Annotated in this window: 13 protein-coding genes and 1 tRNA gene; 5 read left to right on the forward strand and 9 right to left on the reverse strand. The window is 61.1% G+C overall.

Annotated elements, in window-relative coordinates; genetic code table 11:
• Positions 1-198 precede the first annotated feature (198 nt).
• The 4 genes from PQQ52_RS00005 to PQQ52_RS00020 form a co-directional block, all read right to left on the reverse strand.
• A complete protein-coding gene (locus PQQ52_RS00005; protein WP_408205700.1) occupies positions 199-1518 on the reverse strand; it encodes a dicarboxylate/amino acid:cation symporter in 1320 nt (439 codons plus the stop codon).
• Between the two features lie 102 nt (positions 1519-1620).
• Positions 1621-2235, reverse strand: coding sequence for a 3-isopropylmalate dehydratase small subunit (gene leuD / locus PQQ52_RS00010; protein WP_408206743.1), 615 nt, complete (start codon positions 2233-2235; stop codon positions 1621-1623).
• Complete coding sequence (gene leuC, locus PQQ52_RS00015) at positions 2232-3650, reverse strand: 3-isopropylmalate dehydratase large subunit (protein ID WP_408205702.1); 1419 nt, start codon at positions 3648-3650, stop codon at positions 2232-2234. Before leuC ends, leuD begins: the two co-directional genes overlap by 4 nt.
• A gap of 17 nt (positions 3651-3667) precedes the next feature.
• Positions 3668-4546 (reverse strand): alpha/beta fold hydrolase, encoded by an 879-nt coding sequence (locus PQQ52_RS00020; protein WP_408205704.1) that lies wholly within the window; start codon positions 4544-4546, stop codon positions 3668-3670.
• Between the two features lie 94 nt (positions 4547-4640).
• On the opposite strand from PQQ52_RS00020, the gene PQQ52_RS00025 reads away from it, so the two are divergent.
• Positions 4641-5543 (forward strand): LysR family transcriptional regulator, encoded by a 903-nt coding sequence (locus PQQ52_RS00025; RefSeq protein ID WP_408205706.1) that lies wholly within the window; start codon positions 4641-4643, stop codon positions 5541-5543.
• Between the two features lie 67 nt (positions 5544-5610).
• Here PQQ52_RS00025 and PQQ52_RS00030 read toward each other — a convergent pair whose 3' ends face one another.
• Both PQQ52_RS00030 and PQQ52_RS00035 read right to left on the reverse strand, forming a co-directional pair.
• Positions 5611-5799, reverse strand: coding sequence for a hypothetical protein (locus tag PQQ52_RS00030; protein ID WP_408205708.1), 189 nt, complete (start codon positions 5797-5799; stop codon positions 5611-5613).
• 192 nt (positions 5800-5991) lie between these two features.
• Entirely contained in the window at positions 5992-6900 is a 909-nt protein-coding gene (locus tag PQQ52_RS00035) for a LysR family transcriptional regulator (protein WP_408205709.1), read from the reverse strand.
• 151 nt (positions 6901-7051) lie between these two features.
• On the opposite strand from PQQ52_RS00035, the gene PQQ52_RS00040 reads away from it, so the two are divergent.
• The 4 genes from PQQ52_RS00040 (at position 7052) to PQQ52_RS00055 (ending at position 13340) form a co-directional block, all read left to right on the forward strand.
• On the forward strand, positions 7052-9172 hold the full coding sequence (locus PQQ52_RS00040; RefSeq protein WP_408205710.1) for a 3-hydroxyacyl-CoA dehydrogenase NAD-binding domain-containing protein: 2121 nt from the start codon (positions 7052-7054) through the stop codon (positions 9170-9172).
• Between the two features lie 98 nt (positions 9173-9270).
• A complete protein-coding gene (locus tag PQQ52_RS00045) occupies positions 9271-10479 on the forward strand; it encodes an acyl-CoA dehydrogenase family protein (RefSeq protein WP_408205711.1) in 1209 nt (402 codons plus the stop codon).
• 12 nt (positions 10480-10491) lie between these two features.
• Positions 10492-11622 (forward strand): acyl-CoA dehydrogenase family protein, encoded by a 1131-nt coding sequence (locus PQQ52_RS00050; RefSeq protein ID WP_408205713.1) that lies wholly within the window; start codon positions 10492-10494, stop codon positions 11620-11622.
• A 137-nt stretch (positions 11623-11759) separates the two neighbouring features.
• A complete protein-coding gene (locus PQQ52_RS00055; protein WP_408205715.1) occupies positions 11760-13340 on the forward strand; it encodes an aspartate:alanine exchanger family transporter in 1581 nt (526 codons plus the stop codon).
• 102 nt (positions 13341-13442) lie between these two features.
• Here the strand turns inward: PQQ52_RS00055 and PQQ52_RS00060 are convergent.
• The 3 genes from PQQ52_RS00060 to PQQ52_RS00070 form a co-directional block, all read right to left on the reverse strand.
• A tRNA-Pro gene (locus PQQ52_RS00060) sits at positions 13443-13519 on the reverse strand.
• A gap of 63 nt (positions 13520-13582) precedes the next feature.
• Positions 13583-13990 (reverse strand): MerR family transcriptional regulator, encoded by a 408-nt coding sequence (locus PQQ52_RS00065; protein WP_408205717.1) that lies wholly within the window; start codon positions 13988-13990, stop codon positions 13583-13585.
• A gap of 46 nt (positions 13991-14036) precedes the next feature.
• On the reverse strand, positions 14037-14447 hold the full coding sequence (locus PQQ52_RS00070) for an integration host factor subunit alpha (protein ID WP_325044244.1): 411 nt from the start codon (positions 14445-14447) through the stop codon (positions 14037-14039).
• Positions 14448-14460 lie beyond the last annotated feature (13 nt).

Genomic DNA, 14460 nt, shown 5'->3' on the forward strand with positions numbered 1-14460 from the left:
CCGTATTGGACCAAAGGTGTTGCAACGACCGGTTGAATCCGTCGCCGCTTTCTTTTGCCTATCTTTTCTTTGCGGCATGCAAAGAAAAGTAGGTGCCGCCCCGCACAGGGGCAACACTAATAAACCAACAACAAAACAAGGCAACGCCAACGCCGCAGGCAGACAGGCACAAGGCCCGACCCAACCATCCCAGCATAATCAGACAGAACGCCCCACACCATCCGCGCCCCCTTCCGCGACAACCGCACATGACACACCAACAGGCTTCGCCAACGCCAAATTGAGCTTATCGCGATCCAGCTCCTTTTCCCAGGCGGCAATCACAATCGACGCCACGCCATTACCCATCGTATTGGTCAGTGCGCGGCACTCAGACATGAAACGGTCGATGCCGAGAATCAGCACCATCGCCGTTACCGGCACAGTCGGCACGACCGAAAGACTTGCAGCCAACGTAATAAACCCTGCCCCCGTGACACCGGTCGACCCTTTCGAGGTCAGCATCGTCACCGCCAGCAACGTGATCTTCTGAGCGATCGTCAAATGAGTATTGGTGGCCTGGGCGAGAAATAACACCGCAAGCGTCATGTAGATATTGGTGCCGTCGAGATTGAACGAGTAGCCAGTCGGCACGACCAGCCCGACGATCCCGCGAGAGCAGCCGAGCCGTTCGAGCTTTTCCATCAACTGCGGCAAAGCCGCTTCGGATGTCGACGTGCCGAGCACGATCAACAGTTCATCCTTGATGTACACAACGAAGCGCCACAAGCTGAAACCGCATGCCCGCGCAATCAAGCCGAGGCCGCACGAAACGAACAGGAAAGCGGTGAGATAGAACGTGCCAATCAGTTTCATCATCGGCAGCAAGGAGACGATGCCATATTTGCCGATCGTGAACGCGATAGCGCCGAACGCGCCGATTGGCGCGAGGCTCGTAATCATGCGCACAATCCGGAAGAACGTTTTCGACAGCAGTTCGATCAGGCTGATGACTGGTCTGGCGGGTTCACCCATCACCGCGAGCGCCGTGCCGAACAACATGGCGATCAGCAGTACCGGCAGAATATCGCCCTGCGTGAACGCACCGACGAACGTTTCCGGGATGATGTGCATAAAGAAACCCGCAAGCCCGTCGCCATGCGCGGCTTGCGCGGCATAACTGGACACTGCGCCAGCGTCGAGTGTGGCGGGATCCACGTTAAAGCCCGCACCGGGCTTCAGCACGTGCGCGGCAAGCAAGCCGATGGCGAGCGCGAGCGTCGATACCACTTCGAAATACAACAGTGCTTTGCCACCTACGCGGCCCACCTTACGCATATCGTGCATGCTGGCGATGCCGGTCACGACGGTACAGAAAATCACCGGGCTGATGATCATGCGCACGAGTTTGATGAATGCATCGCCAAGCGATTTCATTGCCACCGCATCCGCAGGGAGGAAATGACCCACCAGCACGCCGATCACGATCGCCACGATCACTTGCACGTAAAGAACCTTATAGAGCGGTTTGCGCTTCATGTCTCCTCCGTTTTTTAAAGGCAAAGCGCGTCCCTTCCCTTCTGCCGGGGAATCCGTCACGCGCGTTTCAGTTGAATGGCAGCGCAGTTGCCGCCTGGGGATTTACAGCACGGCGGCCCAGCTATGCCGATCGAAATGGGCACGTTCGAACGCTTCAATGTCGCGCAATGAAGCGAGCGTCAGGTCGATGGTGTCCATGCCTTCGATCACCATCTGTTTGTGACGTGCGCCCAGTGGGAACGTGAACACGCGACCCTTGGCGGCCGTCACCGTTTGCTGTTCGATGTCGATATGCAGCCGCGCAGCCGGTTGTGTCCCGGCGTCATTCAATAAGACGTCGACGGCTTCGCGTTCCAGTTGCACTAGCAGCAAGCGGTTATTCATCGCATTCGAATAGAAAATCTCCGCAAAACTCGGCGCGATCACGGCGTCGAAACCGAATTGCCGAAGTCCCCATACGGCATGCTCGCGACTCGAGCCGCAGCCGAAATTCGAACCGCCGATCAGAATGCGGGCACCGCGATACACCGCCTGATTCAGCACACAATCTGAGCGCGGCTCGCCTTCTGCGTCGAAACGCAAGTCGTACAGCAGGCCCTCGCTCAGCCCAGCCTTGTCGATGATGCGAAGAAACTGCTTCGGCATGATCTGATCGGTGTCGAGGTTTTCAATCGGCAGTGGCGCGGCAATTCCATCGATTTCAGTGAGTCTCGTCAGCATGATTGCGTCTCCAGCGTGCGGACGTCGGTGATGCGCCCGGTGAGTGCGGCGGCCGCGGCCATCGCGGGGCTCATCAGATGCGTGCGGCCGCCGCGCCCCTGGCGTCCTTCGAAGTTACGGTTGGTCGTGGACGCACAGCGCTCGCCTACCGCGAGAAAATCGTCGTTCATCGCGAGACACATTGAACATCCCGGCTCACGCCACTCGAAACCCGCATCGCGCAGCGTCGTCGCGATACCCTCGGCCTTGGCCTGGCGACGCACGCTGCCTGAGCCCGGCACGACCATCGCGCGCACGCCTTGCGCGACGTGGCGTCCTCGTACGATCGCGGCGACTACGCGCAAATCTTCGATGCGTCCGTTGGTGCACGAGCCGATGAACACGCGATCGATCGGCGTGCCCGCAATCGGCTGGCCCGCGTCGAGCCCGATATAGTCGAGTGCGCGCCGCAGGGCAGTGGCGGCCTCCGGCGTCTTTTGCGTGGCGGCACCGGGAATGCGCTGATCGATTGCAATCGCCTGATCGGGGCTCGTGCCCCACGTGACGAACGGCGCGATATCGTGTGCGTCGAAATAATGTTCGACATCGAAGGCTGCGCCGGCGTCCGATTTCAGTTCGCGCCAGTCGTTCATTGCAGTGGCCCATGCGGCATCGTCGAGCGATGTTGCGTGGGCACGCACGTAGTCGAACGTGGTCGCGTCGGGTGCGATCAACGCAGCTCGCGCGCCGGCCTCGACGGTCATGTTGCATAACGTCATGCGTGCCTCCGCGGACAGCGATGCAATCGTCGAGCCGGTGAACTCCACCGCATATCCCCGCGCACCCTGTGCACCGATGCGGCTGATGATCCACAGGATCACATCCTTTGACGATGTGCCGTAGGGCAGCGCCCCGTCGATCGTAATGCGCATGGTTTGCGCGACGCGATAGACCAGCGTTTGCGTGGCGAGCACGTGCTCGACCTCCGATGTGCCGATGCCGAAACCCAATGCACCGAGCGCGCCATACGTGGTCGTGTGACTGTCGCCGCACAGCGCGACCATGCCCGGGCGAATCAGGCCACGTTCGGGCGCGACGATATGTTCGATGCCTTGTAGCGGATCGTTCGCGGCGTACAGTTCGATACCGGCCTGCTCGCAGTTGCGCGCGAGATTGTTCGCCTGCAACAGCGAAGCGGCGTCTCGAATCACGCGCGGCGATTCCGCATGCGTTGGAATGATGTGGCTGACCACCGCCAACTGTTGCCGCGGACGACGCACTGGCCGCGCTTTCGCTGCGAGCGCGCTGAACGCCTGCGGGCTGGTGTATTCGTTCATCAGATGCAGATCGACATACAGCAGCACGTTTTGCGCGTCGATGCGGGTGACGACGTGCGATGCGACGAGCTTTTCGTAAAGGCTGAGTTTGGACATGACAGTATCGACGACGGCTAGGAGTGCAAAAACGGCAGGACGCGTTCAAGCAGGCGCTCAGGCGCTTCTTCCGGAATGTAGTGACCGCAAGGCAGTGCTTCGCCGCTCACATGCGCCGACCATTGCCGCCACTCAGCGAGCGGCTCGAAACATTGCTCGATCACACCGTGTGCGCCCCACAACGCCAGGAAATCGCACTCGATCTTCTGTCCTTCAGCGAGCGAGGCGCGGTCGTGATCGAGATCGATCGTGATGCTCGCGCGGTAGTCTTCGCAAATACCGTGCGCCGTGGCAGGGTCTGACAGGCAGCGCAAATACTCGGCGTACGCGGCATCGGTGAACGGCGCCAGCCCGGCGCTGCGCGCGCCTATGGTCTGCTTCAGATAGAGATCGGCATCCGCACGGATCAGCGTTTCAGGAAACGGCGCGGGACGCACGAGGAAGAACCAGTGCCAGTAAGCGCGCGCGAACTCGAACGAAGTGTGTTCATACATGGCAAGTGTCGGCGCGACGTCCAGCGTGACCAGCTTCGTCACGGCTTGCTGATGATCGAGTGCCATGCGAGCGGCAACGCGTCCTCCGCGGTCGTGGCCGATGACGGCAAATTGCGTGAAACCCAGGGCGCGCATCAACGACACCTGATCCGCGGCCATGCGGCGTTTCGAATAGTTGCTGTGGTCGGGCGCGCCTTGCGGTTTGCCGCTGTCGCCGTAACCACGCAAGTCCGCTGCAATGACGGTGAAGTGCTGCGCCAGCGCGGGCGCGACCTTATGCCAGATCGCATGAGTCTGCGGATGACCGTGCAGCAGCAGTAACGCCGGGCCGCTGCCGCCGCGGATCGCGTGGATCCGGATGCCGTCGACCTGTGTCGACGCGTCGCTGAAACCTGTAAACATCGTTGCCTCCCGTATCTGAATGCAGTCTAATTGATGCCTTCAGCGATATGGTTTCCCTTAAGGCAATCTGGAATTAACTTTTAGGAATGAATCGATGGACGGTTTTTCCGACCTGAATCTGTTCGCGTTAGTGGCGCGCCACCGCAATCTGGCGGCCGCGGCGCGTGAGCTCGGCGTGACGCCGCCGTCGATCAGCAAGCGCCTCGCGCAACTCGAGCAGCGCCTGGGCGTGCGTCTCGTCAACCGGACCACGCGCCGCCTGAGTCTCACGGCGGAAGGTGAGATCTATCTGGCGAACGGCTCGCGCATCCTCGACGACCTCGCTGAACTGGAACAACTGGTCACCAGCAGCCGCGCCGAGCCGACTGGGCTATTGCGCGTGAATGCGTCGTTCGGTTTCGGCCGCGCGCATATTGCGCCGGCCGTCTCGCGGTTCAGCGAGCGTTTTCCGTCGATGAAGATCCAGTTGCATCTGACGGACCGGCCGGTCAGCTTGCAGGAAGACGGCTTCGACCTGGGCATTCGCTTCGGCGAGGTCCCAGACGCGCGAATCAACGCGCGTTTGCTGCTGAAGAACCAGCGGCTGGTGTGTGCGGCGCCGAGCTATGTGAAGCGGCATGGCGCACCGGCCATGCCTCACGACTTGACGCGCCATGCGTGCCTCGTCTTACGCGAAAACGAATCGGCGTACGGCACGTGGCATTTTGCGCGCGGCAAGAAATCGGAGACAGTGAAAGTGGACGGTCCGTTGAGCAGCAACGACGGCAGCGCTGTACTGAAGTGGGCACTCGATGGGCGCGGTATTGCCGTGCGCTCCGCATGGGAGACTTCCCGCCATCTGCAACGTGGCGAACTGGTGCCGTTGCTCACGGACTGGGCGCTGTCGAATGCGGACATCCACGCGATCTATCTGGAGCGGCACCGGCTGTCGGCGAAACTCAGGACGTTCGTCGATTTTCTAGGCAACGAGTTGCAGGCGAGCGTTCGATCGGCTTAGCGCGCGTGCGACGGACCTGATGCTGTATGGCCTTGGAGCCGACCGGGTGAATACCGTGCGCGCCAAGTCACCCGGTGCGTTTGTGTCGTTGGGCGCGATTTGAGCGCCAGCGAATCAGGAAGCCGGCCAGTGCGGCGAAGGCCGCCGTCGCCGCATAGCCGGCGAGGCGGATGGCCTCCTCGCTTGGGAGACGCGAGATCAGCACAATGACAATGGCGATTGCAAGCAGAGCGAGAAATGCGATTGCCCATTTCATCTCCGTCTCCCCTGAAGTTTGATGTGATGCCAGGCGCACGGCTATCTCGCCGTTTTGTTAAGCATACCCGTGAGTGAACCACCTGTGCGGGTGCTGCTTTTCTGCGAGGCGAAGCATGGAGTCCACCCTTGATCTGTTTGCCTGCCGCGCAGAGATCGTCAGCGTGCCGAAAAAAAACGGCCCCTTCGCCGCTCAAGCAATAACCCCTCTCCCACTTCCGCGCGCCTGCTCCAGGATGAACTCGATAAAACTCGCCGCCGCTCGCGTGTGATGCCGATTCGGCATATAGAGCATGTACATGTTCGTACCGAAGATGCTTAAACGCCATTCATCGAGCGCCGTCACTACATCCCCGCGACGCAGGTCGTCCTGCACCACGTAGTCCGGCACGAGACCCACACCCAGGCCGGCCAGCACCGCCTGGCGCAAGAACAGAAAGTTCTCGGAAATAATCGTCGGCTCCAGCAGCACTTCATGGCGTTCATCGCGCAGATAGGCCGCCACGCGCAATTGCCTGCCGACCACCGCCGCCGTAATCAACGGTGTCGTGCGCAGATCGTCAAGCCGCACTGGCATGCCTCGGCTTTCCGCAAAATCGGGCGATGCACAAGCCACATATCGCACCGGCCCCATGTCGCGCGCGACGAGATTCTGCGGCGGCTCCGACATGACGCGAACCGCGATGTCGACCTCGTCGCGCATCAGATCCTCGACGCGATTCTCGAACATCACATCCAGCACGATGCCCGGATAAAGACGCTTGAATGCGATCAGCCAATCCGACATCACCAGCTGACCATAGCCGCTTGGCACACTCAATCTCACGCGCCCCTGCAAGCTCTGCCCGAGCGTGGTGACCGATTCGCGCGCGGCCAGCAGCGCATTCTGGATCGTGCGGCCATGCTCGTATAACTGCAGACCGATTTCGGTCGCCTCGACCCGGCGCGTGGTGCGCCTGACCAGTTGCAGCCCGATCGAGCGTTCCAGCTGATTCAGGTGATAGCTCACGTTCGCGCGGCTCATTTTCAGCCGGCGCGCGGCCTCGCTCAGGTTGCCCGCGTCGAGGATATCAACCAGCAAGGTCAGCGAATTGACGTCCATGACGCAGCCTTTGTCAAAATAATTTTGACAGTCTGTCAACCGTCTATGTAATTGTCAATAAACCTTGACCAAACGACAATCGGACAGTTCGCCAGACCCGGCATGCCCGATCTGCCTCGATCTGGTCCGGTAACAATCAGGAGACGACACGATGACCCTCAACCCTTCCGCCGACGTGGTGACGCGCGAATTGCGCGGCAAAGTCCTGCTGGTCACGATCGACCACGCGCCGGTCAACGCCCTCTGCGCGGACGTGCGGCGCGGCCTGCTCGCCGCCATCGAAGCGGCGGACGCCGACAAAGCTGTCGAGGCCGTGCTGATCGTCGGCGCCGGGCGCAGCTTCATCGCGGGCGCGGACATTCGCGAGTTCGGCAAGCCGTCGGTACCGCCTTCGCTGCCCGACGTCTGCAACCGCATCGAAGCCTGTACGAAACCGGTGGTGGCCGCCATTCACGGCGCCGCGCTCGGCGGAGGCCTGGAAGTGGCGCTCGCGGCACACTACCGGCTCGCCGTGGATGGCGCGAAGCTTGGTTTGCCCGAAGTGCAGCTTGGCCTGCTGCCGGGCGCAGGCGGCACGCAGCGCACCCCACGCCTGATTGGCGCGCAGGCCGCCCTCGACCTGATCCTGAGCGGCCGCCACGCCGGCGCGAAAGAAGCACTGGCACTCGGCCTCATCGACCGGCTCGGCAGCAGTGACGACATCCTTGCTGAAGGCCTCGCCTACGTGCACGAGCTGCTGGCCGATCACGCCCCGGTCCGGCGCACACGCGATGCCGCTGCGCTAAGCGACCGCGCTGCGAGCCTCGCCGCCGTCGCCCTGGCCCGCTCGGAAACGGCGAAGAAATCGCGCGGTCTGTTTTCCCCGCTAAAAATTGTCGATGCCGTCGAGGCCGCCATCGAACAGCCTTTCGAAGATGGCCTGCAGCTCGAACGCAGACTGTTCCTGCAGTGCATCGACAGCCCGCAACGTGCCGGTTTGATTCACGCGTTCTTTGCCGAGCGTGAAGTGCTCAAAGCACCGGAAACACGCGATGCAAAACCCCGCGCGCTGAATAAGATCGGCGTGGTGGGCGGCGGCACGATGGGCGCGGGCATTGCCGTCGCGGTGCTCGATGCCGGCCTGCCGGTGACGATGATCGAACGCGACGACGCATCGCTCGCGCGCGGCCGCGCGCACATCGAAAAGGTCTATGACGGCCTGATCGCCAAAGGCCGCATGAGCGCGGAGAAGAAAGCCGACGTGATGACACGCTGGCATGGCAGCACCTCATACGACGCACTCGCCGAAGCCGATCTGGTGATCGAAGCCGTCTTCGAAGACCTGTCGGTGAAAAAAGCCGTGTTCGCCGAACTCGATCATGTCTGCAAAGCCGGTGCGGTGCTCGCCACCAATACGTCGTATCTCGACATCGACGCGATCGCGGCCAGCATCTCTCGCCCCGAGGATGTGCTCGGGCTGCACTTCTTCTCGCCTGCCAACATCATGAAGTTGTTGGAGGTAGTGGTGCCGAAGCAGGTCAGCGCGGATGTGGTCGCCACCGCGTTCGAACTCGCGAAGAAGCTGCGCAAGACGCCGGTGCGTGCCGGCGTGTGCGACGGTTTCATCGGCAATCGCGTTCTGGCGGTGTATCGCAGCGCGGCAGACGCGATGATGGAAGACGGCGCGTCACCCTATCAGATCGATGCGGCGGTACGTGCGTTCGGTTTCCCGATGGGTCCGTTCCAGGTGGTTGATCTGGCGGGCGGCGACATCGGTTGGGCCACGCGCAAACGGCGTGCCGCCACACGGAACCCCGATGCACGCTACGTGCAGATCGCCGACCGTCTTTGCGAACGCGGCTGGTTCGGCCAGAAGACCGGCCGTGGTTTTTATCTGTATCCCGAAGGTTCGCGCAGCGGCACGCCCGACCCCGAAGTCGAAGCGATCATCGAAGCCGAGCGTGAACGCGCCGGCGTCACGCCGCGCAGTTTCACCGACGAAGAGATCATGCGCCGCTACATGGCCGCCATGATCAACGAAGGCGCCAATGTCGTGCACGAAGGCATCGCGCTGCGGCCACTCGACGTCGACGTGACCTTCCTCTATGGCTACGGTTTTCCACGCTATCGCGGCGGTCCGATGAAATACGCCGATACGGTGGGCCTCGCCACCGTTCTCGCGGACATCCGCGAATTCGCCAAAGCAGATCCGCTGTTCTGGCAAGCGTCGCCGCTGCTGGTCGAACTGGTCGAGCGCGGCGCCGATTTCGCGAGCCTCAACCAGGCGGCTTGAGACGGCACATCATTTGGCGCATGCTTGACCGGTGGGCACCTGCGCGCCGCCGGCCCATCGCTCCGCCGGTCCGATAAATATCCAGGGAAGAACCCGTTATGGATCTGAAATTCACATCTGAAGAAGAAGCTTTTCGCACCGACGTGCAGCATTTTTTGCGCGACAAGCTCCCTCAGCGTCTCGCCGACAAGGTGCACGGCGGCCGCCGCCTCACGCGCGACGACATGGCTGAATGGCACGCGATTCTCAACGCGCAGGGCTGGCTCGCCAATCATTGGCCGAAAGAGTACGGCGGCCCGGGCTGGAATGCCGTGCAAAAGTTCATCTTCGAGAACGAATGCGCCTTGGCGGGAGCACCGCGTGTGGTTCCGTTCGGTGTCAACATGCTGGGCCCGGTGCTGATCAAATACGGTAACGAGGCGCAAAAGCGCCACTGGTTGCCACGCATTCTCGATGGCTCGGACTGGTGGTGCCAAGGCTACTCGGAACCGGGCGCGGGTTCGGATCTGGCATCAGTCAAGACCACCGCAGTACGCAGCAGCGATGCGCAAGGTGAGCACTACATCGTCAATGGTCAGAAAACGTGGACCACGCTCGGCCACTACGCGAACATGATCTTCTGCCTCGTGCGCAGCGCCACTGACGTGCGCAAGCAGGAAGGCATCAGCTTCCTGTTGATCGACATGAATACGCCGGGCGTCGAAGTGAGGCCGATCATCACGCTTGATGGCGAGCACGAAGTCAATGAAGTGTTTTTCACAGACGTGCGCGTGCCCGTCGAGAACCTCGTGGGCGAAGAGAACAAAGGCTGGACGTACGCCAAATACCTCCTTACGTATGAGCGCACCAATATCGCGGGCGTTGGCTTCTCGGTCGCTGCCTTCAACCGGCTACGCAAGATCGCGGTGAAGCAACAGCGCAACGGCCGACCGCTAGCAGATGATCCATCGTTTGCGACACGCATGGCACGCGTCGAAATCGATCTGGAAAACATGAAGACCACCAACCTGCGCGTGATCGCGGCGGTGACTGGCGGCGGCGTACCGGCCGCGGAGAGTTCGATGCTGAAGATTCGCGGCACGGAGATCCGTCAGGAAATCTCCTCGCTCACGCGTCGCGCGATGGGACCCTATGCGCAGCCGTTCGTGGAAGAAGCCTTACGCGATGGTTTCGAGGGCACACCGGTCGGCCCTGACGAAGCCGCGAGCGCTGCGTCGCTCTACTTCAACAACCGCAAGCTGTCGATCTTCGGCGGCTCCAACGAAATCCAGAAGAACATCATTTCCAAAATGATCCTGGGACTGTAAGGGGCAAACGCCATGAATTTCCAGCACACCGACGACCGCCGCATGCTGGCGGACACGCTCAACCGTTTTGTCACTGAGCAATACGGCTTCGAGACGCGCGACCGGATTGCAGGTTCGCCCGAGGGCTTTAGCGCCGACCTGTGGAATCGCTTCGCAGAACTCGGCATTATTGGCGCATTGTTCGCTGAAACGGATGGCGGCTTTGGCGGCGGCGGCTTCGATATCGCCGTCGTATTCGAGAGCCTGGGTCGTGGCCTCGTGGTCGAGCCGTTTCTCGATACGCTGATTGTCGGGCAGGCCATTGCACGTGACGGCAGCGAAGCGCAGAAAGCGATGCTGGCCGAACTGATCGACGGCTCACGTCTGGTTGCGCTCGCGCATGGCGAACCGGACGGCCACTACGAACTTTCGCGCGTCACAACACGTGCTCGGCGTGTTGGCGACGCATGGCAGCTGGACGGCGCGAAGGCGGTGGTTCAGCACGGCGAGAACGCTTCCCTTTTCCTGGTCTCCGCACGCACCGCAGGTGCCGAAGACGCCGAAGCCGGCATCACGCTCTTTCTCGTACCTCGCGATGCAGCGGGCGTCAGCGTTCGCGGCTATCGTAAGATCGACGGCGGCCGCGCGGCCGAAGTTACGTTCGACAAAGTCACGCTCGCCGATGATGCGCTGCTCGGCACCGCCGCAGAAAGTTTTGCGACGCTCGAGTACGCGATCAGTTGCGGCGTGCTTGCCTTGTGCTCCGAAGCAGTCGGCGCGATGGATGTCGCCAAGGACCACACGCTCGAGTACCTGCGCACACGCAAGCAGTTCGGCGTGCCTATCGGCAGTTTCCAGGCTTTGCAACATCGGATGGCGGACCTCCTGCTCGAGATCGAACAGGCCCGATCGGCGGTGATCAATGCCGCTGCGGCGCTTGGAGCTGAACGCACGGTGCGGGAGCGAGCGGTTTCGGCGGCTAAATACAGTATTGGCAGGATTGGGGCGATGGTTTCCGAGGAATGTATTCAGTTGCATGGCGGTATCGGCATGACATGGGAACTGCCGCTGGCTCACTATGCGAAGCGCCTTGTGATGATCGACCATCAGCTGGGGGATGAGGATCATCATCTCGAGCGGTACATCGCGCTCGGCAGAGATTGAGACCAGGCTCCCAGGCAATCTGTTAGATACTGGCAGGCATCCAGCCCGTGCGGCATCCTCCCTGACTCATTCAGCATAAGCACAACAACCGCAGGAAACCAGCAGAGCCCGAAGTCTCAAACCCTATCGGAGGAAACGTGGATTTCCTGAAGACGCTTCTTGAGCAGCAGCCCTTAATGACGCTGTTCCTCACCATCGCGGTGGGTTACTTCGTCGGCGAAATCAACATCAAAGGGTTCTCACTGGGCGTCGGTGCTGTGCTGTTCGTCGCACTCGCTGCCGGATGGTTCGCGCCGAAATCAGTACCCGCGCCGATGGTCGGCACGCTCGGCCTCTCGCTCTTTCTCTACACAGTCGGCGTGCAATACGGCAAGCAGTTTTTCCTCGGCTTGACCAGCGCGGCTGGCCGCCGCGCGAACATCCTCGCGCTAATCGGCGTGCTATGCGCGGGTGCAGCGAGTGTCGCGATTCAGAAAATCGTGCAGTTGAATCCGGGCTACGCACTTGGCCTCTTCTCAGGTTCGGGCACCAGCACAGCTGCATTGCAGGCCGCCATTGCCAAGCTCGGCAATGACGATGCAGCGGTGGGTTATTCGGTATCCTACCCATTTGGCGTGGCCGGCCCGATTCTGCTGCTCTATCTGGCGTTCATGATCCTCGCGCCGAAGATCAAAACGGCGTCTAACGCCGGGCTCGAAATCCTCGAAATCGCGCTGCGCAACCCGGCCTTCTGCGACAAGACCCTCGCCGAAATACTCACTGCCCTGCCCGCCAACGTGCAGATCGTCGCTGTGCGCAGCGCGCATCACAATGCGCCGGCCACGCCCGAACTCATGCTGGTGGAAAACGATGTGGTGCTTGCCGTCAGTCCGAATCAGGACGCGCTCGCCGAGGCCCGCAAAAGTCTCGGCGAAGCAGCGCCCGGGCGCGTGCTGCGTGACCGCGGCGATCTGGATTATTTACGCGTGTTTGCCTCGCGTGCGAACGTGGTGGGTCGCCCAATCGGCGAGCTCGATCTGCCGGATGGATCGATCGTGGCGCACGTGCGGCGCGGTGACGCGGACGTCATGCCAAGTCCCAACCTCATACTCGAATACGGCGATCGTGTCGGGCTGCTGACGCAGCGCGAAGCGTTTCCGGCATTGCGGAGTTTCTTCGGCGATTCGATCAAGGGCACGGCCGAGTTCAGCTACATTTCAGTCGGTCTGGGCATGGCGCTGGGGTTTCTGGTCGGCGCGATACAGATTCCACTGCCGGGTTTGGGCAAGCTCGCGCTTGGCTTGTGCGGGGTTCTGATCGTGGCGCTGGTACTCGGCAAGCTGCGCCGCACAGGTGGCATCAACTGGACGATGCCGCTACCCGCCAACCTCGTGTTACGCAATTTGGGGCTGACGATCTTTCTGGCTCAGGTGGGCATGGCGTCGGGTCCGAAATTCGCCGCGACGATCTCTCAGACCGGATTGTTGATGCTCGGACTCGGAGCAATCGTGTTGCTCGCGCTGGCCGGGCCGATTCTGATTCTGGGTCTGCTGGTGTTCCGGCTGCCGTACGACGAAGTGGCGGGTATCGTTGCCGGCGCATGCGGTAATCCGGCGATTCTTGCCTTTGCCAACAAGCTCACGCCGACCGATAAGCCGGACATCGGCTACGCCATGATCTTCCCGGCTATGACGATCGTGAAGATATTGTTTGTGGATGTCATGCCGGGGTTGTGGTGAGGGAGTCTGTGTGTGCCCGTGAGCGAGCGTACGCAAGCGATCGCGTAAGCCGGAAATAGAAAAAGGCCTTATGGACATGCATCCATAAGGCCTTGATTTCTTTGGTCGGGGCGAGAGGATTTGAACCTCCGACCACACGCCCCCCAGGCGTGTGCGCTACCAGGCTGCGCTACGCCCCGAACAGCAAATAATTATAACAGACAGTTCAAGCGATTAAAACCGCCCCGCGCGAACAAGGCAAACTAGTGACCCAACACGTCGATCACATGCAGCAATTCCTTGCGCAACTGCTCGACGTCCACCGCAGCCGTAGCGGCTGCCGGCGCCGCTGCGCCCTCGCCTTCCTCGACCAGATCACCCGGTGCGCCATGCGCACCACCGCCGTGTGAATCCAGCCGATTGCGCGCACCGTTGATCGTGAAACCCTGCTCATACAGCAGCTCACGAATCCGCCGGATCAGCAGCACCTCGTGATGCTGATAGTACCGGCGATTGCCACGCCGCTTGACCGGTCTCAACTGCGTGAACTCCTGTTCCCAATAGCGCAGCACATGCGGTTTCACACCGCATAGTTCGCTGACCTCACCAATCGTGAAGTAGCGCTTCGCCGGAATCGGAGGCAAGACGACTTTTTCGATCGTCGCTGTCATCGTCAGTTAGCCGTCGTGGTGGGTTGCGCAGGAACGCGCCAATCGATCAGCGCGCGAAGCTCGCTTCAGCGCCGTTTTCGACCAGCGCTTTCAGCTTTTGACTTGCATGGAACGTCACAACGCGGCGCGCGGCGATTGGAATCGCCTCGCCGGTCTTCGGGTTTCTGCCGGGACGCTGGGGTTTGTCGCGCAACTGAAAGTTGCCGAACCCCGACAGCTTCACGCTATCGCCACTCTCCAGCGCATCGCGGATCACCTCGAAGAACGCTTCGACCATGTCTTTCGCTTCCCGCTTGTTGAGTCCGACATTGTCGAACAGCAACTCGGCAAGTTCAGCCTTGGTAAGCGTCGGCGTTTCGGGGGAAACGGCCGCGGGTGATGTCGGAATATCGCGAATCATGGCGCTGCGTTGCGCCGTAAGAAGGGCTTCGAAATCACTCGAGTTCATTTCATTCATATCTATCAAATGG

The sequence above is a fragment of the Paraburkholderia sediminicola genome (assembly GCF_046030555.1).
Lineage (GTDB): Bacteria > Pseudomonadota > Gammaproteobacteria > Burkholderiales > Burkholderiaceae > Paraburkholderia > Paraburkholderia sediminicola_E.